Here is a 23,146-nt window from a genome sequence, read left to right as displayed (position 1 = left end):
AGGATTTAATGCCGCACAAAAACATAGCCAGATAAGCAGCTTTTTGTTGTTTTGTTAGCGAACCGGGGAGGAAAATAAAATATCAGTAAGGTGTGGGTTCTTTTTTCCGCGGTGTTTCCTCCCTTTCTTCTGTTACCAGTTCAGTGCCTTCAAATGCGCCTCCTGAGCCATCATGGATGATAGATTCTTCTGTCACGGCCGGTTCCGGTGTGCCGTGCTCTTCTTCGTTAGGATTGATACATACTTCCATAGAACAAATTTAATAATTACTTATAACTCTGGATTTATCATCTTTCTAAAAAAAATAATTTGCATTTGCCTTTCAAAAGAAATAATAATATAACTTTGGAAGAAGGATATCCAATCCTGATCAATAAACAAGGCGGATATATCTCAAAATACTATCAAGTGGAAATAACCCTAGAAGAGCGTTCATGTTAGAAGCCCAATATTTACAGCAGAAGAGCCTACAACAATAACAATATTTCATTCACGTTATAAGTCTATCCTGATTTTATTGCCTTAAAACCCTACGACGAATTACCATGAGTATGACTATAATTGACCGGATAAAGAAATCTGTCAACAATATTATTTACACAGGCACACACGGTATTGTTGATCAAGAATTAGCCACAAGGATAACATTGGTGAACACACTCAGTCTGGCATTAGTTATACTGATCGTTTCAGTTGGTATTATTTATTATTCACTGACATCGCAGCTCTCTATATTACTGCCAGCCTCTATTGAGGCGATATTAGCAGTTTCTCCTATATTCTTCAATCATTACAAAAAATATAATGTCGCTTCTTTAATTACTTTTTTCACACAATGCTTAGCGTCACTATACTTTGGCCTGCTTCTGGGAAATGTTATTGAGCTGCAAGCCATGGTTATCTTCCTGTTCCTCATCACTTTTCTGATATTTAAAGATGAAATGATCAGGCGCATATGTATTGGCACTTCTATGTTTATTCTTTTAGTACTGGAAGTGAGTTATTACAATAATTTAGTAACATTAATTCCCCTGGACCATACAACAGCTGTAATATTTAAAGCTTTATCTGTAGTAGGTGTAATGTTGCTTATTCTCATCGTTGGCAGACCTTACGTTAAAAGTAATGACGAATTACATAAAGCCAATCATTTCAAAAAAATGTATGTGTACCAGGTTACACATGAAATGCGGACTCCGCTCAATGCCATATACGGAGTAGCACAACTGATTAAGAGAGAAATAAAACTGGATGCGCATCTAAAAAAGATAGCCCCACTGGTGGATCATTTACTTACTGCCAGCGACAATGCCCGTCATATTATTAATAATGTGCTCGATATGGCGCAAATAGAATTAGGAAAAACAGAATCCGTATCTATTGAGGCTTTTGAGCTCACTCCCTTCATATCTAAAATAATAGAAGTAAATAAAATAATCGCCAGATCAAGGAATATCAAGATACACTTGTTGGTTGAAGATATGCCTGCCGTAGTTATTGGAGATACTTTAAAACTCAACCAGGTGATTACCAATCTGCTAGCCAATGCAATTAAATATGCAAATAAAAATAGCACAGTAAACGTAAGGGTAAAGTGTAATATGGACAAATGGCAAATGCAATTCATGAATCAGGGAAGCCCTATTCCTGCTGAAAAACTAAATAGCATTTTCGAGCCATTCGTTACAAATAAGAACAAATATACAGAGGGAACAGGACTGGGGTTATACATTGTAAAAAACAAGGTAAACTCCATGAACGGAACGATTAGTGCAGAAAGTTCTACTGCAGGAGACGTCTGCTTCACGCTTAATTTGCCTTTGAAAACGGGAACAATGGAGGATATAATACCTGAAGAAACAGGGGAAAGTACAGGGCAGGACCTCAGCAACATTCATGTACTGATAGCGGAAGACAATGAACTCAATGCAAAATTATTGACCCTGTTTTTTAATTCTACAGGATGTACTGTTACTATCACCTCTAATGGATTAGAAGTATTAGAGGAGATTAAAAAAAACATTCCCGACATAATCATTATGGATTATCACATGGAAGTAATGGATGGAGAAGAAACCCTGAAGGTGTTAAAGAGTACGCCGGCATATAAAAATATTCCTGTAATAATCGCTACCGGTGATATATACGCTGAATCACAAAAGGCCCTGATGATAGCTGGCGCCAATGCAATTATTGAAAAACCTATTAATCACAAAGACTTGTTGACAATAATGAATCAGCATGTACACCATTACGATGAGGAGTTACAGGAATAATCATTTCTTAAACTGCTCTTCTCATTACTTCTTTCAGTTGTGTTTCTGCCCATATGGAATTTGGCCGCTTATAGCGTAAAGTATGTACTTGCCATACCCAACTAGCCTGCACACAGCGTTCCAAGCCATCCAGGTGCTTATGCAACTGCTGCGCCATATCTTCATCGATAACCACTGCTATATCACATAATTCCCGAACATCTTTCAGTAAGGATATAAACTCACGCAACAGATCCTGTACAATACCACATGCCTGCAATAAGACTTCTGTAAGTGCGATGAAAGGATTATTGAGCGCTATTACCATTACCAAATTTGAGTCAGCGCTGTTATCAATAATTTCTTTTTCAAAAGAGAATAAATCATTCATTAAGCCCCCTATAGCAGCGGTAACATACTGCAATCTTTTTAACTTCAAGGCGGCTCCTATTCTAATCAACCATTCCTGATCTATAAACTGGCCTTCACTGTAATCTATCAAACTAATCACGTGATGCATTCCTGCCATATGGCAACGACTCTCTGTATACTCTGAAATGGATGGAACATGTCCCATCTCAGCAGCGTTACAATTTCTATGGGTTACCTTGATATGATAGGCGTACAATTGCAAAAATTCGTCAAACCAAGCTTGTGTTGAAGTATTTTTCATGTACTCAAGCACCTCCCTGTTGGCTATCTCAATGGGCTCCAATCCCTCAATGGAAGCCGAAAGTACCATCTCACTACCCATTCTGCTGATGACTTTTTCCGCTGATTCCCGCTGCGGTAACGTGAGTTTATCAAAAACTTCGCGCCCCATAGTATCATTCAGATAATAATCAATTGCCAGGTTTTTTACAATAGGTAACATCCGATCCAGGCCGGCAGTGGGGAACAAAAAAATAGCGCAGGTAATATAATGTTCCGCATTATCAATCCAAATGTTATAATCCGTTCCAAATGATCGGGCTGCCTCTGCCAGTGAAGATGCGAATGGATGTTTTTTAAAAGACCGGCAATACTCTTCGAGTCTGAATTCATCGTGATTAAATAATTGTAATAAGGAAAAACAGGTTTTTCCCTCAGCCATTACAGCAGCATACTCTTTTTGGATTTTTTGCATTTTGGCATGCGCCGTCCTCTGAACATTTTGTTTCATAAGTGTTAGTTTTAAAGTAAGAAATGATGATAATTACATATCTGTAAATACGATAATTGATTGCATTCGGTTAAATCGGTTAAAGGAGTGCTGGCTTCTGACAGGTACTAAAACATTCAACGATGAAAGGGAATATCGGATAATAGCTAATTTGGACAAATCTATTATACATTAATATACCACGGCTGACTGAAATATTACTGCTGCCGGCGATTCCATTATTATCCCCACGTCTATTTACATATATTTGTCCCCCGGAATGATAAAAAAAGACCTAAGTATGACGACCCGTATTGCGATTATCCGTCATGGAACCACTTCCTGGAACAAAGCCGGCAGACTGCAAGGCCATTCAGACATCCCACTGGATGAAGAAGGCATATTGCAGGCGCTCAGGCTGGGACAACGGCTCATGGGTGAGGAATGGGACCTGGTGTACTCCAGCCACCTGCTGCGGGCAAGGCAAACAGCGGCTATCATAGCGCAGGAACTGGGGATTGATACCGTAGAAGAAGATAAAAGACTGGGCGAAGCCGGTGGTGGCCTCATTGAAGGCACTACCGAAGAAGACCGTGTACACAAATGGGGCCAGGAATGGAAAAAACTGGACCTGGGCATGGAAAGCAATGAAGCTGTGGTTAACCGCGGCCTCGCATTTATCCGGGAAATACTTACCGACAATGCAGGTAAAAACATGCTACTGGTGAGCCATGGCAGTTTTATACGACAATTGCTGGCCGCCTTGTTCCCCGATATGCTACCCGTTCCCAATATGAAAAATACATCCATCACCAGGCTGCAATTCATCAACAATAGCTGGCATTGTGAGCTATTTAACTGCATCAGCCACCTCGAATAAGAATTACGAATTACAAATTGCGGTTATATCCGAAGATCGCTTCGATCCGTAATTCGTAATTCGTAATTATATTTGCCAGGCATGAAAGTATTATTAATAGAAGATGAACCTGCTGTAGTATCTGTCATTACCCGCGGGCTTTCCGAAGCCGGCTACGAAGTAAGCGTAGCCCTGGATGGCAATAGCGGCCTGCAAATGGCGCTCGACAACCCTTCATTTCTGCTCATCATACTGGATGTAATGTTGCCCGGCATGAACGGAATAGAAGTATGCCGGTCCCTGCGCAAAGCACAGGTAACGATGCCTATACTCATGCTCACCGCCCTGGGCACTACAGAAAATATTGTCATGGGACTGGATAGCGGTGCAGACGACTACCTCGTTAAGCCATTCAAATTACAGGAGCTGGAAGCCCGCATCCGTAGCTTATTGCGGAGGAAAAGCAATGCTGGTATAGCCGTTCCCGTTACCCCTCCGGGCGTACTCAGAATAGCCGACCTGGAACTGGATACGGATACCAAATCCGCCAACAGGCAGGGAAAAAACATACAACTTACCGCTACTGAATACCGGTTGCTGGAATATCTGCTTAAAAATCCGAGGAAAGTACTGTCACGCATGGAAATCCTGGAACAGGTATGGGGCATCGACTTTAATATGAACACCAAAGTAGTAGATGTCTATATTAATTATCTCCGTAAAAAAATAAATAAAAACAATCCGGCAGAACTAATACAAACGGTAGTGGGACTGGGTTACATGCTAAAAGAAAACAAAACGGATGAAGATACGTACTAAGATATTACTCGTATTTGCCGGTTTAACTATCTCTACGATACTCGTTATGAGTATACTGGTATATTATTTTGCCAACCAGCACTCTTTCGAAGACTTCTACAAACGACTGGAAATACGCGCCTATCTTACTGCTAAAGCTACACTCCCCTATTACGAATCCGACTCCGTTATCTATAACGAAATACGCGAAGAACATCTCGAAAAATTACCTGCCGAAAAAGAATATTTCCTGCAGGTAACTACCAACGGTATTGTACGCAAAGACGAACACCTTACCCTGCCCGACTCCTTCTACGAACAGGTACGCAGGGAAAATAAAGCTACCTACCGGCAAGGCGACCGCTTCTATGAAGGCGTGTTGTATAAAAGCAAACAGGGCTTGTATATCGTGATTGTATCCGCTATTAATCAGTATAGTGTGGAGTACCTGTCGTGGTTACGAAAGATACTGCTCATCTGCTCCATTGTATCGGGCATTATCCTGGTTGCTGCAGGTATTTTCTTCTCAAAATACATCCTGCGGCCTATCCGGCATATGATGGTACAGGTAAAAAATATCAGTTCACGCAACTTACACTTACGGCTAAACGTAGATAGCAGCGGCGATGAAATCAATGACCTGGCTAATACATTCAATAATATGCTGGACCGGCTGGAGACGGCTTTTGAAACCCAGAATAATTTTGTAAGCAATGCCTCTCATGAGCTAAGCACCCCGCTCACGGCCATTATTGGCGAAGCAGAGCTGGCCCTTAATAAGGAACGCACTGCAGAAAAATATATCTATTCCTTACAAAATATCCTCAACGAAGCTGGCCGGTTGGAACATATTACCAAAAGTCTGCTGCACCTGGCCCAAACTGGTTTTGATGGTAAAAAGCAGGACTGGGGCCTGATCCGTAGCGACGAGCTATTATTTACGGTGAAGTATACCATCGATAAAATGAGTCCTGGTAACCTCGTAACCATTGATTACAGTCTTTTTCCGGAGGAAGAAGAAAAGTTAGTCATCCCCGGAAATGCACAGCTGCTGGAGCTTGCGTTGAGCAACATAGTGATGAATGCTGTAAAGTATTCCAACAATCAACCAGTGTCTATGGCACTTGCCGCCACGGAAAAGAAAAATATCATCATCATAAAAGATCAGGGCATCGGTATTCCTCCCGGAGATCTCCCCTACATCTTCTCTCCTTTCTTCCGCGCCTCTAATACAGGACGTTTCAAGGGCTACGGTATTGGGCTGCCACTGGCCATGAATATCATCAGAATGCATAAAGGCGACATCATCGTGAACAGCCAGGTAAACGTGGGAACAGAGATCAGCGTGGAACTTCCACGGTAGCCGCTGCTTTTCTTACCGGATTCTTACCACATTCTTACCTCCTTTTAACCTCGCTCTTACTGGTTACTTACTACGCAGCAATAATTTTGCTGTTATAAAAGTTACCAGACATGAAAAACATACTAATACCAACAGACTTCTCCATTCGCTCTCTGAGCTATGTACACAGTATTGTAGCACAACATCCGTACGAGCCGGTGAATATTATATTTATGCATGCCCTGGAAATGCCGGATTCCTTGTTTGACCTCATTACGTACACCCGTAACAGCAGGCACACGGAGCTGATCACAGCTGACTTCCGGGATGGCTGCGAAATTATCCGTAATAAATATTCATCTGCTATTAACCAGCTGAAAGTAGAATTCTTTCACGGCAATACCCGTGCGGCTTTCCGCAATTTTCTGCAGGCACAAAATATAGACCTGATCATTCAACCTGCTGATCACGGATACAACCCTCCTTCCAAAAGAAGTTATGATCCGGAGAAACTGATCAGCAAATGCAAATACCCTGTGATGAAGATACAATTGCTAAGAAGTAAACCTATGGCGGCTAAATCCACCATATCAGCACTTTTGCTGGCAACAGAATAAAAGTAATATCATGCTACTGAAAAAAAACATCCCCTTAAAATATGTATTTGGTAAGATCCGGTATGAGCTCCTGCTGGTGACAATATATTCACTGGTGATCAATATCCTTTATTACCAATACGATTTCACCAACCTGGTGATTCCGTTAGGTGTACCGATGGTGCTGGGAACCGTGCTGTCATTATTGCTCGCGTTCCGCTCCAACCAGGCATACGACCGCTGGTGGGAAGCCAGAACTATCTGGGGAGCCATTGTAAATGATTCGCGCTCACTGACGCGGCAGATGCTAAGTTTGATGGATGCAACGTATCAGTCGGAGGAGATGCAGCATTTTCAGGAGCGCTTTGTAAAGCGACAGGCAGCCTGGTGTTATAGCCTTGGCCAAACGTTACGAAAGACAGATCCGCTCAAAGGTCTTGACAGACTACTATCAAGACGCGAGCTTAATTATGTGATGAGATATGATAACGTACCGGCTGCCTTGTTGCTTTTACATGGTAAAGACCTGAAACACGCCCTGGAACAGGGTTGGATCAATCAATACCAGCAGATTGCCATAGATAAAACGTTGTCGCGCTTATGTGATGCAATGGGTAAATGTGAAAGGATTAAAAACACCGTGTTCCCTGCTACCTATAGTTTGTACACGCACTTCACCGTGATCCTCTTTATTATGTTACTGCCGTTTGCATTGATAGATATATTAGGTTTTATGGAGATTCCGATGGTAGTAGCCATAGCAGCGTCTTTCCTGCTGATTGAAAAAATGGGTATTAATCTGCAGGATCCGTTTGAAAACAAGCCAACCGATACGCCTGTTACTACGATTGCACGTAATATAGAAAAAGATCTGCGACAGATGTTACATGAACAATATAATATGCCGGAAGAACAAACGGAAGTATCTAATTATTATGTGCTTTAAAATTTATTTGTGTTAAGACGCCAGATAATAGGGGCGCAATTTATAGCGTAATGACGGAAACCCTGGTAAATACCAGGGTTTATTTTTTTTGCATGTCCGCATAAGATAATTCGCTTTAAACCCGATCTTCGCAAAATTATTCTATCCCTATAATTATGAAAATCATCAATGATCCTGTTTTTGATATCGTTTGGTGGCTTCTTCTTTTCGTCTCCTTCGCTGTACTATTTACCAAGTTTGATAGTAAAAATATTTCACAAAAAATTAATTCTTAGTGTGTGTTGGAGAGAGTTTATAGTTGCATAATTCAAACATTTTAATATCTATTGGAAGCAATACAAATGCGGTTGTTTTTTTATTTCTAAGGCTTAAATCAGCCTTCAGCATTTTTTTTGATTCAGCAGTTGTTATTAAATCAGTACAGGTTTTGGAACTATAATTATAGGATAGCGGTTGTAAAATATCATAATCAGGAGTAGCTGGATGAAGTACATTTTTCCAATCAACATTTTTGTACACTGGTAAAACTTCAGAAAATGCAACTTTGATGAATTCCGGGCACTCTCTTGTAAACATAACAGAATCAATTACCTTATTATTTCGAACAAAAATAGTTATGGTCGAATAGGTCATGCATATTGAATCTACACTATTTCGCATATTGATTGATTTTTCCAATTGGAGATTTAATTTCCTATTGGTGCTATTATCAATCATTATCTTTTGTCCAAATGTAATTTGACATAATAAAGTACATGAGCAAATTAAAAACGCGGTTTTAATTGCATTTAGTCCCGGATATTCCATTTTGATAATTTAAGCTTATTAAATTTATATTATCTTGTTCTGCCTTGCTTAAACTAGTCCATGCAATAGTACCTTCAGCGGTGTTTTAATAGTTGATTCCTTTTTACTACAAGCATAAATAATTGCTACAAGGAATACAAAAAGAAAAAAGAATTTTTTCATAAGTATCTTCAAGGATATTGTTGCAATGAGATTAAAAACTACCAAGGTTTAAACCTTAATGAAATTATAAATTCTCAATTTAAAAATTGCATAGCAAACATTAACTGAATTTCATTAACAAACAACCCTTGGTGCATCAAAAGGACGGGTAATTGGTAGCGGAATACGCTGACGGAGCTTTTAGGGGTTCGATATATCCAAGGGGTCATACAGAATAATCATTCAATCTTTTTTTAACCTTTTTTAAGAGAAATGACCAAGGGAATGATTGCTACATTGAATTTGTAAAAGATAGCCTTGCCCTGAATTATGGCGCTTTTGCACAGATAAAGAGTGCATTTAGCTATAAAGACAGTAAGGGCTATAAAATCCCAACTGATAAAGCACATCTAAGCTATTGGAGCCAGGCATTATATCAGACCGTGGGTCATGCTTTTTGTTGCGAAGTTATTGCAAGCCTCAATTTATTTCTCCTTAAGCTCCAATAGTACCTGTCTTAACTTTTCCAGCCCGCTTGTAATTGGCAATAATTACTCCACTTGATGTAACAACACTCTCTGTTAATGTAAATGCTGCCGGAATCGTGTCATTGTCAAACAACTTTTTTCCTTTGCCAAGAGTCAACGGGTGAATTTTGAGCCAGAGTTCGTCCACTAAATCATGCTTCAATAGTAGCTGAACGAGCTTGCCACTGCCCCAAACTTTGAGGTCAGAACCTTTTGAATTTTTGAGCTTTTCGATATCTGCCACGCTTGTAAGGAACACTGTGTTTTCCCAATCTGACTTTTTCATGGTCATGGACATGACGTATTTTGTGACATCATTTTTACAAATAAAATCGATGGCCGTAAAAAGTATATGGAATGGTTTGGAGGATACAGTATGATACTTCATTCGGCTGATAATCTTATCATTCACAAATCCACTAAGCCCGGAGTTATAATTTTAGAATATGAGGTTCACGGTGTGGTTCATACAACCAACAAGTTATATGACAATAGATTTTGCTCGATAATAACAATTAAAGATCGGAAGATTATTCATTGGCGCGATTATATGGATTCTCTTGCAGTCGTGTTGGCCACAAGCTGAACAACACCGCATTAAAAATAAAAAAGCGACACAAAATCCAATAGGCGCCATCTAAACCAATTTCTTCGGCAGCGACAGCCAGATCAATAGACTGAAGCAATGTGTCACTAGTTGTACGGGTCTTATAGGCAGGATGGTTAGACCAATGCCCAAACGATAAAAATCCTATTTCCTCATAAATCTATTTTCAGGAGAAAAATATCCCAATATTATCTATTTTTCATTTGCTACAACAATTTCTTTCCGGCTATTCTCCCCTGTCTAAATTTAAGATATTATGTATTCTCTTTTCGGGTTCATTCTCCAATATCCAACATTATGTAATATTCTTTATATATTTGTATTGATTTAATTAATCTTCAACACCCCATGCACAATAATCTTCTTGCTTATATCAACCAGCATATATCATCGCCACTTACAAGCGAAGAAGAAGTCTTAATTAAAGCCGCCTTTCAACCCAAAAAACTGAGAAAGAAACAATACTTTCTGCAAGAAGGTGCTGTATGTAAATACGTTGGTTTTATTGTAAAAGGCGCTATGCGGCAATACAGCGTAGATGAGAAAGGCGTAGAACACATCGTACATCTATATATTGAAAATTATTGGGCAGCTGACCGCGAAAGTTCTATTATGCTGACCCCTTCTAAATATAATATTGATGCCTGGGAAGATACAGAGCTCCTCATTATTACAAGAGCAGAAATGTTGGATTTGATGGGAAAAATACCCGCCCTGGTTGAAATGATACGAATAATGGATGAAAGAAATGCCATTGCTAACCAACGTAGGCTAAACGCTACTATTAGTAATACCGCTGAAAAAAATTATGGAGAATTTGTCGAAAACCACCCACAATTTATCCAGCGATTTCCACAACACATTATTGCTTCTTATTTGGGTATTACCAAGGAAACTTTAAGCAGAATCAAAAAACAGGCAATGAAGTAATTCACCACACGTCTTTCTCTGTACAAAAAGCGTTGATAAATATCAACGCTTTTTTTTATCATTTCTCGTCGTTGCATGAGTTGCATACGATGTAATTTTACATTGTTAAACCAAGAAATAACATTAAAAAATTCAAAGAAATGAGCAATACAAATTTAAAAAACATACCAGCTACTCAACTCCTCCGCAAAAGTTTAGACACATTTCTCGCCCAAGACATGAAAGGTTGGTCAGCGCTTTGTGCTGATGATGTCGTGGCTGAATTTCCTTCTGCACCCGAGGGTACACCAGCAAGATTTGAAGGTCGTGACGCACTTTATGCTTATTTGAAAGATTACCCAAGCTATATAGATGTAAAATCTATTCCTGCTTTAAAAATTTACCCGACTGATGACGAAAATGTAGCCATTGCAGAATGGAGTGTTTCAGGCGTTGTAATTGGAAATGGTAATCCTTATGAAATGAGCTACGCTACTTTTGTCACTTTCCGTGACGGTCTTATTGTAAACTATCGTGAATATTGGAATCCACAGGCTTTTACGAAGGCTATGAGTGGTGGAAGTTTTGCTGTTGCATAGTACTTACAACGGCATTCTCAAATGTGTGTCATACCTGTCTTTTGCGAGCGATCTTTGAAAAATAATTTTAACGTGACAAAATTCTAATTACTGTATCATTATTAATTTAAAAAATCATGAAAAAGATATTCACATTACTTACGGCAATTTTGTTTGCAATTGCCCTGAAAGCGCAGTCTAACGAAGTGTTTGTCGGTGCAGATCTTATTGTATATAATGCAAAAATTACTACCCAGAGTCAATCACAACCGCAAGCTTCAGCGCTCGCAGTAAAAAGAGGAAGGATCTATGCGGTGGGTATAGACGCCGAGATACTTAGTCTGAAGGACAACAATACAAAGCTGATTGATGCAAACGGAAGGCGCCTAATCCCCGGATTAAATGATGCACACACTCATATCCTAAGCGAAAGAAGTTTCAATTATAATGTCAGATGGGAGGGTGTACCCACACTGCAGCGGGCATTGGAGATGCTGAGCGAGCAGGCGAAACGAACTCCGGAAGGCCAATGGGTCAAGGTAATTGGTGGTTGGTCGCCTTACCAGTTTAAAGAAAACAGGCTCCCAACCATGGACGAGCTTAAGAAAGCAGTTCCTGATAGACCTCTGATCGTTCAATACGCCTACAACCAGGCTTTTTTGAATGAGTTGGCAATGAAAGCATTCGGTGTGGGAACCGACCAGTTTCCAGGTATGCCTGGTACCGAATTTGAAAAAGATAAAGAAGGACATTACACAGGTATCGTGCATAGCTATACGTTCACCTTTATCTCGCTGGAATACCTGGTGCCTCAGGCTTCCTTTGAAGAGCAGGTGAGTTCAATAACAAATGTAGTTCACGAACTAAATCGTTTCGGCATCACTACAGCTCTTGACGCTGCGGCCGCCAGCGGATATGCCCAGGGGCACGCTCCCATAGACTTTTTGGCAAAGGAAAATCGGCTGAACATACGATTTCCCTTTATCGATATTCAATTTGGCGATGTTAGCGCCCCAACTATGGTAGATGCAGAGATCAACGCTATAACAAAAAGATCCCCCATAAGCCCGAGAGAAAATGTTGATCCAACAATGGCACATGGTCACGAGTATGAAGGTACAGGTGAAATGCTGCGGTTGGTGCTGCACGACCATGAAAACTTCGATAAGCCGGCTATCATCGTCAATAAAGACTCTATGCGTCTGTATATAAAAGAAGACGTTACCAAACTGGTGAAGAAAAGAATACCCTTCCGCATGCATATCAGTTATAATGAAAATATCACACCTTTTCTGGATGCTTTGGAAGAGGTAAACCAAAAGATACCTTTAGATGGGTTGCGCTGGAGTATAGAACATGCTGAAACGATAACGCCGGAAAATATTGCCAGGGTAAAAAAGCTAGGCGGTGGTATAGCGCTGGACGGCAAAATGGCCTTGCATGGCGATGGTTTTATAAAGACATATAGCCGGGAAAAAGCATTGCAAACACCACGATTGCGACTGCTGGTAGATAGTGATATTCCTCTGGCAATGACAACAGACGCATTCAGAGCCTCCTCATTCAACCCCTGGACAAGCATTAGCTGGATGATTACAGGGAAGTCTGTATCGGGATCTGAAATACTCGCAAAAAATAACCGTTTGATCCGTGATGAAGCGCTTAAACTATTTACTATCGGTCCCGCATGGTTCGAGCATCAGGAAGATGAGAATGGCAGGATTGCTCCGGGGTATCTGGCAGATTTTGCTTTACTAAACAAGGATTTCTTTGCCGTACCCGACAATGAAATAAAATCCATTTCTTCCGTATTAACAATCGTTGATGGCAGAGTTGTATTTGGTACGCAGGAATTCGGCAACTTGTCTCCAAAATTACCTGAAACCATTCCTTCGTGGTCTCCTGTAAAGTACTTCGGGGGTTACTACAGAGAGAATTGACGTTTAATAACAGGATACAAAAATTGAATTAAGCAACAACTTATAAAAAGCCATTGGCAAATGTCGGCGGCTTTTTATATCGTTTCTTATCGTCAGGGAATGGGTGCAATTTTAAATCATTCAATAATGAAGGAATGAAAAAGCAAATAAGTTTTTCTACAAAAGGAAACAGGGCTGATTTAGGTCCGTTAACCATGCAACGAATGTTACCCAACCGGTATGCCAATAAAGTTGGTCCATTTGTATTTCTTGATTATGTGGCTCCTGCTATTAAAAAAACGATTACCAAAAATGGAATGGGTGCACACCCACACAGGGGCATCGCTACATTAACTTATATACTGCAAGGCGAAGTGGAACATGTTGATAGTGCTGGTAATAGCGGTAAAATTTATTCAGGAGGTGCACAGTGGATGAAAGCCGGCGATGGAATTGTTCACGATGAAAATTTTAATTGCGATAGCCAAACCGATAGTAAATACATTCACGGTTTTCAGTTTTGGATAAATCTACCAGCAAAAAATAAGGCTGAAAAACCTGCATACATCCCTGTTCAAGCCAATAAAATACCTCAAAAAAATTTGCCAGATAAAAGCGGCTGGCTCAAAGTTATTGTTGGCAATTATGAAGAATTAAGTTCAAAAATTCCGAATTACTCCCGGCAGTTTTTGTATCAAATACATTTGGAAGCTGGCAAACAATTTTTAATACAAATTGAAAATAAACTTGAAGTAGCCGCTTTCTTAATCACAGACAATGTGATGCTAAATGAAACAACATTTCAAAAGAACGAATTTGTGGGGTTTGATAGCAATGCAGGTGAAATTGAAATAAAAAATACTTCCGAAAATGCTATTGACATGATGCTGTTTGGTGGCGAAGAATATACAGAACCTGTTGTAGCAGAAGGGCCTTTTGTGATGAACAACCAGGCAGAAATTATAGATGCTTACCGTGATTTTTATGCTGGAAAATATGGAAAAATAAATCTGGCTACTAAAATTTAAAAACAAATGATGATGGAAAAAGCAATAAATAAAGTAGCACTGGTAACTGGTGCAGCAACAGGGATTGGTCGTGCTATTGCCATTCGTTTGGCAAAAGACGGAATTGCAGTAGCCGTTAACTATGTAGGCAATCCGAAAGAAGCTGATGAAGTAGTAAATGAAATCAAAAATGCTGGCGGTACTGCATCAGTCTTTCCCGCGGATGTGAGCGTAGTGGCAGAAATTGGTAACCTTTTTAATGCCGTAAGTGCAAAATTTGGCGGAATTGATATTGTAGTGGCCAATGCGGGAATTGCCGTAATGGGTATTCCCATTATTGATGTTACAGAAGCAGACTTCGACCGCATCAATGCTGTAAATTATAAAGGAACATATTTTGTGTTGCAACAAGCAGCCAAACACGTTAGGGATGGTGGACGCATTATTCAAATATCTTCAACGAGCTCACTTTATCCGGCAGCAGGGCTTGGAATTTATGCACCAAGTAAAGCCGCAGGTAAAGTAATTACCGAAATCCTGGCACAAGAACTTGGGCATCGTCAAATATCAGTCAATAGCGTTTTTCCAGGACCAACAACGACAGCTCTATTACAAAAGGAGATTTCAAAGGAAGAAATGGAAAGAATCAGCCAAAATATGAACTTAGGAAGAATGGGAGAGCCTAAAGACATAGCAGGCGTTGTTGCATTCTTAGCCGGCCCTGAAGGTGCCTGGATAAATGGACAACAAATAATTGCAAATGGAGGTGGTAGAATATAACTTTCCTGAAGGGGTTTTATATGATCGCAAAAATGGTACACATCGACCCGTGAAAACCAATTTCATTCTTGAGTTAATCTCCCGTCAGTTAAGTATTTATGGGGAAACGAAAAAGCGACACAAAATCCAATATTGAATTTTGTATCGCTCTTTGCGGAGAGTCAGGGATTCGAACCCCGGGACCTGTTACAGTCAACAGTTTTCAAGACTGCCGCAATCGACCGCTCTGCCAACTCTCCAGGCTGCGAAAGTATAAAAGGAATTCATTTTAAAAAAATTTGTTTTACTTTTTTTTGTAAAAAAATTTCGTTAAGACACTGGCTCCTGCTAATAATTTATAGTAGTCCTGCTTGTAAAGCCGCTCCTGTCGCTGTTTACATCCATCAGCATTACTTTACAAGCTTCTCTTATCTGCAATTTTTTATTTCTATCCTAATATGCTACTTATCTGTATCGCTTTACCCTGGCTAAGCAACACCGGCTTTTTCTTCAGTGTAGTCTGCAAATTGCATACCTGCCTTTGTGTGGGGCGGGATAACGGAGAAGTATATACGATATTGATAGAAACGATTCCATTTTTTTATTCAAAGCAGGAAACAACTTTTATGCAGACCTAAAATTGCAGACCAGCGTATGCAGTCGGAATGAATTATATATTTATTATATATAATAGTTGTGAAAAATTATTCCACAAACACCCTTTTTCGTAAATTTAATTATGAACATATTCTTTGAAGGACCTGTGCTTTGGTCACAAATTGATGCTAACATGCACCTGCGGCACTCTGCTTATGCTGATTTTGCCGCACAGGCACGCTTAAGTTTATTGGAACAGGTAGGACTGGATGCCTCGCAGTTTATTCAGCTTAAATTAGGCCCTATTCTCTTCCGCGAGGAACTATTCTATCACCGGGAAATCAATCCCAATGATAAAGTGCGCGTAAGCTGTGAAATGACGAAATGCAAAAGTGACGCCTCCCGCTGGTCTATTAAACATGAGATTTTCCGTGGAGATGGCACTAAATCCGCTACAGTATTAGTGGACGGTGCATGGATAGACACACAAAAACGTAAGCTGACGGGGCTTCCGGCAGAATTACTGGAAAAGTTCAAAGCCATCCCCCGTAGTGAGGATTTTGTAGAAGAAACTTTATAATCCCAACGATAAAAATACACAAATGGTGGGAAGACCGATGGTTTTCCCACCATTTGCATATTTTTACCTGCTGCTTAATGGCTTGGTATCATGATTATATACCTGCCTGTCTGATTCAAGTTCCTTTATAAAGGGTAACTGGTTCTGTATAAATTCACGGGTAGATTGCTCCAGGTAATTATCCAACTGAAAGAACTTAGCGGCTCTCGTAGCACCCAGCAACTTGTTCATGCGACGAAAATAACGCATCTGCAAACGGCCAAATTCAAGATCATTGTTAATGATTTCTTTTGTCAGCGAATTCATTTTTCTTTCATCAAGCGAAGAAAATTCTTCATTATACATCTTTAACAAAGCGATACGCTCAGACAGCCAGGGGCTTTTCTCTGTTTCATATTCCAGAAATGCTGATTGAAATGCGCTCTCTTCTACCGGCGATATTTTTAGAAACTCATTCAGGAGGGACTCTTTATTTTTCCCGAAAATCTGCGTCACAAGATCCTCATCATTGAATATAACAGCCGTTGTGGGCGTTGTTTGAGCGGTCAGCCGGCAAGCGGCGCTCAGGATCATCAACAAACAAAACAATTTTTTCATGTGTTGAAATTTTATAGTGATTGGCTCCTATGAAACCCACCGCCTGCGCTTGTCCCCCTGGGGTCGCTGAAAAGATGACCGAAAGTTTTGGTGTATTGTGTTTCCTGCTCATGCTGCTGAAATTGTAGCTCCATGCATTTGCGCTCCGGCGATTAAGATCTCTTTCTCGTGTAACTATGTTGTAACTGTAATGGCAGCTTTTATATGTAGAAATGAAAGTCAGTGGCTGGAGGAGATACATTGCTGTTTTACCCTGTAGGGTGGAGATATTATAAAGTTCTTCTTCTCTTGCTGTTGCACGCAAGGAAATAAACTGGCAGGTTTTCAATAGCAATCTCTGGTATAACCTCATATGCTTTTGCTTTCTCGTTTGAAAACATTGAAAGATGAATAGATACATGGCAATCGCGTCATTCGATTGCCTTGTATGTACACTGCAAATGATAATGGTAAATTGTTATACCGGGGATAGTACTAATAGATAAACAACCTTGCCTGTGAAATAGTTGCAGTGGAAGCATATTATTAGCTTAGAAGATAAGTATCTCTAAAAAAATAACCCCGGCACGTTTATGCCGGGGTTATTCACTTTAAGAAATGTGGTGGTATTAGTTCAATGATGGGTGATCAGCCTCCGATTCACACCGGCCTGTGCCAACATCCACCTGAAATCAAAGCATAATGTCTTTAATATACACCTTACCGTAATTGCCCCAGTCTTTTAATGATTTGGAAACTATTTCCTTTAATTCAGCCGAATTCACTTTTTTCCCTTTGGTAGCTGGTTTCAGTGTTTCTTCTTTAATATCATCTATCAGTACTTTGGTGGCAAACCAGGTTACATGCTCATGTGGCATGGCCAACCCCAGGATCATTCCCGGTAACCCGGTAAAGGATTCCGGGCCACCAGGCGTAATGATGGCATCCGTATAATAGGCTACTACATAAATAGAATCCATGATAATGGCATTGGCACGGCGGCAGTCAAATCCGGCAATCTTGCGGGTTTCATCCGTAATTTTCCATTTAATCTGACGGAGGGAATCCTTTACGAGGAATAGTTGCTCAAACACTTTTTTCTGTGCCACCGTTTCCTGTGTGGGCAGGGAAGTATATATCACATTTGCATCTGCAGGAGATTCCCGCATCCTGATATTATCCGGGTTCTCTCTGCCCGGCTTATATAGCGTAGATTGGGGAGCAAAATACAGATCAAAATAAGTGGTAGTAAATTTAGGCATTTCTTTCTTGGATAATTCCAGCCACGAGCTATTCTCCGAGCCTTTAAACATCTCATCCAGCATGGCGTGCATATTCCGTTTTTTCTCAAATTCTATCCTTCCATGCTCCAGGAAGCTTGCCTGCTGCGCGCTGGCTGTTCCGGTCACTAAAACCAGGCACACACCTATCAGCGCTATCAATGATTTCATAAAATACTGTTTCATGGTTAATGATTATTTGGCTACGGCTCCTCCTGCTTTATTAAAATTCCATATAAACGATAACAACGCATACCGGCCAATAGTGCTGTAAGTGTTCTGCGTAATATTACTGCTGTTTACAGACCTGCTGAAACCTATGTTTTGTTTGAGGATATCATTTACAGAGAAATTAACCTGCACCGCGTCTTTCTTACCAAATTTTTTACCCAGGTATGCATTCCATAAAGCCACGTTATTATTAGCAGTAAACACTTCTGTCTTTTGCCGGATATTATAGGTAAAATCAGAATGCAGCTGGAACTTCAGGGGTAAGTACAAATCAAATTCATTGGTTAGTTGATACACCCAGTAATTAGTGCTGATCTGTTTCTGTACAGAGGAAACACTATTGGTATAAGTAGCGTCCGCACGTAAACTCACCTCATATTTCTTTTCTTTTGATTTTCTCATGTTAATACCTGCGGTTGTATTGGTATTGTTGGTAACATTCAGTAAAGCGTTGACATAGTTTACATTCCTGTTGTAGCTGCCATCCAAACTATACCCAACCCTCATGTCCAGTGGTTTAACCTTCCAGTCCATATCAAAATTCAGCTGCACGCTTTTAGTACCATCCACATTCACCGTCTGACTGGTCCTTTTACCGCTGGCATCTATCGTACTGCGATCACTGAAACTATTGCTGGTGGTATTATAACTCAGCCAGAACCACATGCCCCGCTCAGTCATTATTTTATAATCATTATAAGAAAGCGTAAATCGATTGTTGAAAGCCGGCTTCAGAAAAGGATTTCCTATATAAATATTCAACGGATCTTCATTTGTACGTATTGGTTGCAACTGGTTAATACCCGGTTGCTGTGTATTGCCCTGGTAATTAAAAGCGATCGAACGCTGCTGAGAAAAAGAGTACCGGAAATTGGCCTTTGGATACCAGTTAACAAAGTTCCTTTCCTGCACTATATCTCTATACATATCCTGCTGATGATAAGCATTGAAACCTACATTGCTACCCAGGTTAATGCGCACTTTCTTATTCGTATAGGCATAAGCGATACCTCCTTTATGTGCCAGCATATTAAACGCGTAATCATTGCTGTATAAGGAATCTGGTATACCGTATTTACCACCACTATCTTTATTATAAGAATTTTTATTGGAATGACTGTTACTGATATCAATACCATAGTTAAATACCAGTGAAGATGCCACTGATAATGGTTCTGTATATGTAAAATTGGCATTCACGTTTATATTTTCATTATTGGTGGTTTTATATTGATCTATTTTTTGAAGTGAATCCACCACTCCTTTTTTAAAGAATTCTGTAGTGGCATCCAGGAATCCATTGCCTTTAGTGCTGCTATAGTTTTCAAAAATATTGAGTGAGATGGTACGTCCTTTCTTCTTCAGCTTTTTCCTCCATAACAGATTGCTGTTTAAGCTACCGATATCGGCAATGGCGGATAACTTACGCTGATTGCGGTTCACAAGGGCACTGTCTTCTGCCAGAAATTCCGTGCTGTGCAAACTATTAGTAATTTTATGATCCAGCCCGCCATCTACAGAGAGTTTTATAGAAGAAGAAGAATCGATCTCTATCTCATAGTTTCCATTGACGCGGTTGCGCAGGATGCTGTTATTGAATTTTTCCTGAGACCTGCTATAATACAGCGTATCCGGCAGCAGATACTGAGTGGAGGTAGTACTGTTACCATCTACATACATCTGCATTACTTTATAGTTGATATTAGCTTTCTCCTTATCCTGGTTCCATTTATTATTAAAATGCAAACCTCCGGTTTGTACCAGCGGATAACCCTGTCCGCTATACTTTCCATCCCAACCTTCCAGGTCATCCCCTCCTCCTCCACTTATATAAAAATTACCACTGCCATCCGAAGTGGCATTATCTGCAATACTTTGCCCGAACTTCTCCCGCTCCCCCCAATTAAGACCAGTTTTACCGGTATTAGATAAAATACCGAAAGCAGCAAATTTCATTTTATTCTTAAATATATTCAGCATCGCATTGTTATCATGAAAGCCGTCCGGGCCTGCACCCACATTCACTTTACCGAAGTATCCGTTCTTTTTGCCATCTTTTAATTTCAGATTTATCGTTTTAGCTTTTTCCCCATCATCAACACCGGTGAAGTTAGCCTGATCACTTTTTTTGTCGTACAACTGCACCTTATCTACCATGTCTGCCCGCAGGTTTTGCGTTACCAGTGTAGGGTCATCTCCAAAAAATTCTTCTCCGTCTACCAATACCTTTTTAACTTTTTCACCCTGGGCCGTTATCTGTCCTTTATTATCTACCTGGATACCGGGAAGCTTTTTAAGCAGCTCTTCCACAGAAGCATTGGCCTGTGTTTTATAGCTGTCTGCATTAAACTCTGTTGTATCCCCTTTCATTTTAATGGCGGCCACTTTTTGTTGTATCACTACCTCCTGCAGGAGCCTCGACCGCTGCGTAAGCATAATCTTATTCAAATTAACCACTGAGGTATCAGCTAACGTCAATGTCTCTACGTAATCCGCAAAGGCAGGGTAGCTAATCAGCAGCACGTACTTGCCGGCAGGGAGATTATTCAGTTCAAATCGTCCGGCTTCATCTGTACGTGCAAATTTATATAGCACAGAATCTTTTGCATGGAGCAGGGCAATAACGGAATGGGAGAGTTTAACGTGGTTAAGTGTGTCCAGCACATTTCCTTTTACAGCAGCCCGTTGGGCATAACACAGGCTCACGACGGCTAAACAAATAATGAGCGTAAATATTTTTTTCATTGCGGAAATCTACAGGTGATTTTTTTACAGATGCAACAGTGCTAAAATTCCACAATAAAATTTAGAAATTAAAGCGGTGAATGATAAACATCTGTTAAACTCCAATCTACTTATCATGTAGGGTTTACAGAGATGATATAGATAGATACAGATTGCATCTGCGCTTATTAAAAGTGCCGTAGAAATTGTATATTAAACACTGTAAGTATATCCATCCTCGTTATGAAGCAGGAAAATTCTCTGAGAAGTAGTCATTGGTTTGCACGTAGTGGCAAAGATGGCTTTATTTACCGTGCCTGGCTTAAGAAGCAGGGCATTCCGGCCTATGAGCTGGAAGGCAAGCCTATTATCGGTATCTGTAATACATGGTCGGAGCTGACGCCCTGCAACTCGCATTTCCGGGAACTGGCGGAGGCCGTGAAACGCGGCATACTGGAAGCCGGCGGCTATCCGGTGGAATTCCCTGTGATGTCATTAGGCGAAACCCTGATCAAACCCACCGCTATGTTGTACCGCAACCTGGTGAGTATGGATGTGGAAGAATCTATTCGTGCTAATCCGCTTGATGGTGTGGTGTTGTTATGTGGTTGTGATAAAACCACACCGGCACTGGTCATGGGTGCCTGTAGCGTAAATATCCCCGGCATTGTAGTGTCCGGTGGCGCCATGCTTACCGGCAGGCATCGGGGCAAAAGCATTGGCACCAGCGATATCTGGCGTTTCAGCGAAGACGTAAGGGCTGGTCGCATGACTAACGAAGAACTGGCCATGGCGGAAGCCGGCATGTGCCGGAGCGACGGCCATTGTGCTGTTATGGGTACCGCCTCCACTATGGCATGTATGGTGGAAGCACTGGGGCTCTCCCTTCCGCAAAATGCTGCTATACCAGCACCGGATGCTGCCAGAAAAGTACTGGCACAACTATCCGGCGTGGAAATAGTGAAGATGGTGAAAGAAAACAGGCGATTGTCCGACATCCTCACCAGGCAAGCCTTTGAGAATGCCATCCGTGTAAATGCTGCTATTGGCGGCTCTACTAATTTTGTAATACACCTGCTGGCTATCGCTGGTCGTATAGGAGTGGAACTGGACCTGCAGGATATAGATACCTTTTCCGCGAACATCCCACTGATAGCAAATTTGCAGCCTTCCGGAAGTTACTTCATGGAAGACCTCTACTATGCAGGCGGATTGCCGGCTGTGATGAACGTATTACTCTCCCATCTCCATAAAAATTGCATTACAGCTAACGGAAAAACAATAGGCGCCAACTATGCACATGCGGTGAGCTATAATAAAGATGTCATCTCTTCCCTGGAAGAACCATTCAATGCGCTTTCCGGCATTGTTGTATTAAAAGGAAATATCTGCGAACAAGGCGCCGTAATAAAACCTTCCGCCGCCAGCCCGCACCTGATGCAGCATACAGGCAAGGCAGTAGTATTTGAAGATATCGATGATTATAAAAAAAGGATTGATGATCCGGCATTGGATGTGGATGAGACAAGTATTATAGTACTCAAAAATGCAGGTCCTGTTGGCTATCCTGGTATGCCCGAAGTAGGTAACCTCGGCCTGCCCGCAAAGCTGCTGGCCAAGGGCATTACAGACATGGTCCGTATTTCTGATGGCAGGATGAGCGGCACCGGATTTGGTACGGTGGTATTGCATGTATCGCCGGAAGCAGCTACCGGCGGCACCCTGGCAGTTATCCAGGATGGTGATATAATTACACTGGACGTCCACAACAGGTCGTTGCAGGTAGCCATCACGGCAGCAGAAATTGCCCGTAGAAAAAAAGCATGGAAACCCATACATACCTCCGCTACGCGCGGCTATGTACAATTATATCAGCAACATGTGGAACAGGCGCACCTGGGCGCAGATCTTGATTTCCTGAAAGGCAGCTCCGGCAGTGAGGTGACCAGAGATTCACATTAAAATTC

20 protein-coding genes and 1 tRNA gene are annotated in these 23,146 nt (G+C 40.9%); 13 read left to right on the top strand and 8 right to left on the bottom strand.

Annotated elements, in window-relative coordinates:
- Window positions 1-82: 82 nt before the first annotated feature.
- Window positions 83-250: a hypothetical protein gene (locus CLV51_RS29155; RefSeq protein WP_158267018.1), complete on the bottom strand. Its 168-nt coding sequence runs from the start codon at window positions 248-250 to the stop codon at window positions 83-85.
- Between the two features lie 295 nt (window positions 251-545).
- Here CLV51_RS29155 and CLV51_RS13975 point away from each other — a divergent pair, with 295 nt between their 5' ends.
- Window positions 546-2,276 carry a hybrid sensor histidine kinase/response regulator gene (locus CLV51_RS13975; RefSeq protein WP_106528632.1) on the top strand — a complete coding sequence of 577 codons (1,731 nt, stop codon included), beginning with the start codon at window positions 546-548 and terminating at the stop codon, window positions 2,274-2,276.
- Window positions 2,277-2,283: 7 nt separating this feature from the next.
- Here the strand turns inward: CLV51_RS13975 and CLV51_RS13970 are convergent, their stop codons facing one another.
- A complete protein-coding gene (locus CLV51_RS13970) occupies window positions 2,284-3,417 on the bottom strand; it encodes a terpene synthase family protein (RefSeq protein WP_106528631.1) in 1,134 nt (377 codons plus the stop codon).
- Window positions 3,418-3,697: 280 nt separating this feature from the next.
- On the opposite strand from CLV51_RS13970, the gene CLV51_RS13965 reads away from it, so the two are divergent.
- The 5 genes from CLV51_RS13965 to CLV51_RS13945 all read left to right on the top strand — a co-directional run bounded on the left by CLV51_RS13965 (window position 3,698) and on the right by CLV51_RS13945 (window position 7,937).
- Window positions 3,698-4,276, top strand: coding sequence for a histidine phosphatase family protein (locus CLV51_RS13965; protein WP_106528630.1), 579 nt, complete (start codon window positions 3,698-3,700; stop codon window positions 4,274-4,276).
- 81 nt (window positions 4,277-4,357) lie between these two features.
- Window positions 4,358-5,074: a response regulator transcription factor gene (locus CLV51_RS13960; protein ID WP_106528629.1), complete on the top strand. Its 717-nt coding sequence runs from the start codon at window positions 4,358-4,360 to the stop codon at window positions 5,072-5,074.
- A complete protein-coding gene (locus CLV51_RS13955) occupies window positions 5,058-6,416 on the top strand; it encodes a sensor histidine kinase (RefSeq protein WP_106528628.1) in 1,359 nt (452 codons plus the stop codon). Before CLV51_RS13960 ends, CLV51_RS13955 begins: the two co-directional genes overlap by 17 nt.
- Window positions 6,417-6,526: 110 nt before the next feature.
- A complete protein-coding gene (locus CLV51_RS13950) occupies window positions 6,527-7,012 on the top strand; it encodes a hypothetical protein (protein ID WP_106528627.1) in 486 nt (161 codons plus the stop codon).
- A 10-nt stretch (window positions 7,013-7,022) separates the two neighbouring features.
- Window positions 7,023-7,937, top strand: coding sequence for a bestrophin family protein (locus tag CLV51_RS13945; RefSeq protein ID WP_106528626.1), 915 nt, complete (start codon window positions 7,023-7,025; stop codon window positions 7,935-7,937).
- 264 nt (window positions 7,938-8,201) lie between these two features.
- Here CLV51_RS13945 and CLV51_RS28910 read toward each other — a convergent pair whose 3' ends face one another.
- Together CLV51_RS28910 and CLV51_RS13930 are read right to left on the bottom strand one after the other, a co-directional pair.
- Window positions 8,202-8,513 carry a hypothetical protein gene (locus tag CLV51_RS28910; protein ID WP_146151284.1) on the bottom strand — a complete coding sequence of 104 codons (312 nt, stop codon included), beginning with the start codon at window positions 8,511-8,513 and terminating at the stop codon, window positions 8,202-8,204.
- Window positions 8,514-9,380: 867 nt separating this feature from the next.
- Window positions 9,381-9,800, bottom strand: a complete 420-nt coding sequence (locus CLV51_RS13930) for a dihydrofolate reductase family protein (protein WP_245898722.1) — start codon at window positions 9,798-9,800, stop codon at window positions 9,381-9,383.
- 567 nt (window positions 9,801-10,367) lie between these two features.
- On the opposite strand from CLV51_RS13930, the gene CLV51_RS13920 reads away from it, so the two are divergent.
- From CLV51_RS13920 to CLV51_RS13900, 5 genes are all read left to right on the top strand, one after another.
- Window positions 10,368-10,949 carry a Crp/Fnr family transcriptional regulator gene (locus CLV51_RS13920; RefSeq protein WP_106528624.1) on the top strand — a complete coding sequence of 194 codons (582 nt, stop codon included), beginning with the start codon at window positions 10,368-10,370 and terminating at the stop codon, window positions 10,947-10,949.
- Window positions 10,950-11,089: 140 nt separating this feature from the next.
- Window positions 11,090-11,527 (top strand): nuclear transport factor 2 family protein, encoded by a 438-nt coding sequence (locus CLV51_RS13915; protein ID WP_106528623.1) that lies wholly within the window; start codon window positions 11,090-11,092, stop codon window positions 11,525-11,527.
- A gap of 185 nt (window positions 11,528-11,712) precedes the next feature.
- Entirely contained in the window at window positions 11,713-13,446 is a 1,734-nt protein-coding gene (locus CLV51_RS13910) for an amidohydrolase (protein ID WP_211301992.1), read from the top strand.
- A 134-nt stretch (window positions 13,447-13,580) separates the two neighbouring features.
- Complete coding sequence (locus CLV51_RS13905) at window positions 13,581-14,453, top strand: pirin family protein (protein WP_106528621.1); 873 nt, start codon at window positions 13,581-13,583, stop codon at window positions 14,451-14,453.
- Between the two features lie 6 nt (window positions 14,454-14,459).
- Window positions 14,460-15,212: an SDR family oxidoreductase gene (locus CLV51_RS13900; protein ID WP_211301991.1), complete on the top strand. Its 753-nt coding sequence runs from the start codon at window positions 14,460-14,462 to the stop codon at window positions 15,210-15,212.
- Window positions 15,213-15,366: 154 nt separating this feature from the next.
- Here the strand turns inward: CLV51_RS13900 and CLV51_RS13895 are convergent.
- Window positions 15,367-15,451 (bottom strand) — tRNA-Ser (locus tag CLV51_RS13895).
- A gap of 479 nt (window positions 15,452-15,930) precedes the next feature.
- Between CLV51_RS13895 and CLV51_RS13890 the strand changes: the two genes are divergently transcribed.
- Entirely contained in the window at window positions 15,931-16,368 is a 438-nt protein-coding gene (locus tag CLV51_RS13890; protein WP_106528619.1) for an acyl-CoA thioesterase, read from the top strand.
- Window positions 16,369-16,431: 63 nt separating this feature from the next.
- Here CLV51_RS13890 and CLV51_RS13885 read toward each other — a convergent pair whose 3' ends face one another.
- From CLV51_RS13885 to CLV51_RS13875, 3 genes are all read right to left on the bottom strand, one after another.
- The gene (locus tag CLV51_RS13885; protein ID WP_106528618.1) at window positions 16,432-16,965 is read right to left on the bottom strand and encodes a hypothetical protein; all 534 of its coding nucleotides are present in this window, start codon (window positions 16,963-16,965) and stop codon (window positions 16,432-16,434) included.
- A gap of 671 nt (window positions 16,966-17,636) precedes the next feature.
- Complete coding sequence (locus tag CLV51_RS13880) at window positions 17,637-18,410, bottom strand: GLPGLI family protein (protein ID WP_106528617.1); 774 nt, start codon at window positions 18,408-18,410, stop codon at window positions 17,637-17,639.
- 9 nt (window positions 18,411-18,419) lie between these two features.
- The gene (locus tag CLV51_RS13875; protein WP_106528616.1) at window positions 18,420-21,200 is read right to left on the bottom strand and encodes an outer membrane beta-barrel protein; all 2,781 of its coding nucleotides are present in this window, start codon (window positions 21,198-21,200) and stop codon (window positions 18,420-18,422) included.
- A gap of 222 nt (window positions 21,201-21,422) precedes the next feature.
- Here CLV51_RS13875 and CLV51_RS13870 point away from each other — a divergent pair, with 222 nt between their 5' ends.
- Window positions 21,423-23,141, top strand: coding sequence for an IlvD/Edd family dehydratase (locus CLV51_RS13870; RefSeq protein WP_106528615.1), 1,719 nt, complete (start codon window positions 21,423-21,425; stop codon window positions 23,139-23,141).
- The last annotated feature ends 5 nt before the right edge of the window (window positions 23,142-23,146 follow it).

This window comes from Chitinophaga niastensis (assembly GCF_003014755.1).
GTDB lineage: Bacteria > Bacteroidota > Bacteroidia > Chitinophagales > Chitinophagaceae > Chitinophaga > Chitinophaga niastensis.
This window is presented reverse-complemented; position numbering and strand designations above follow the sequence as displayed.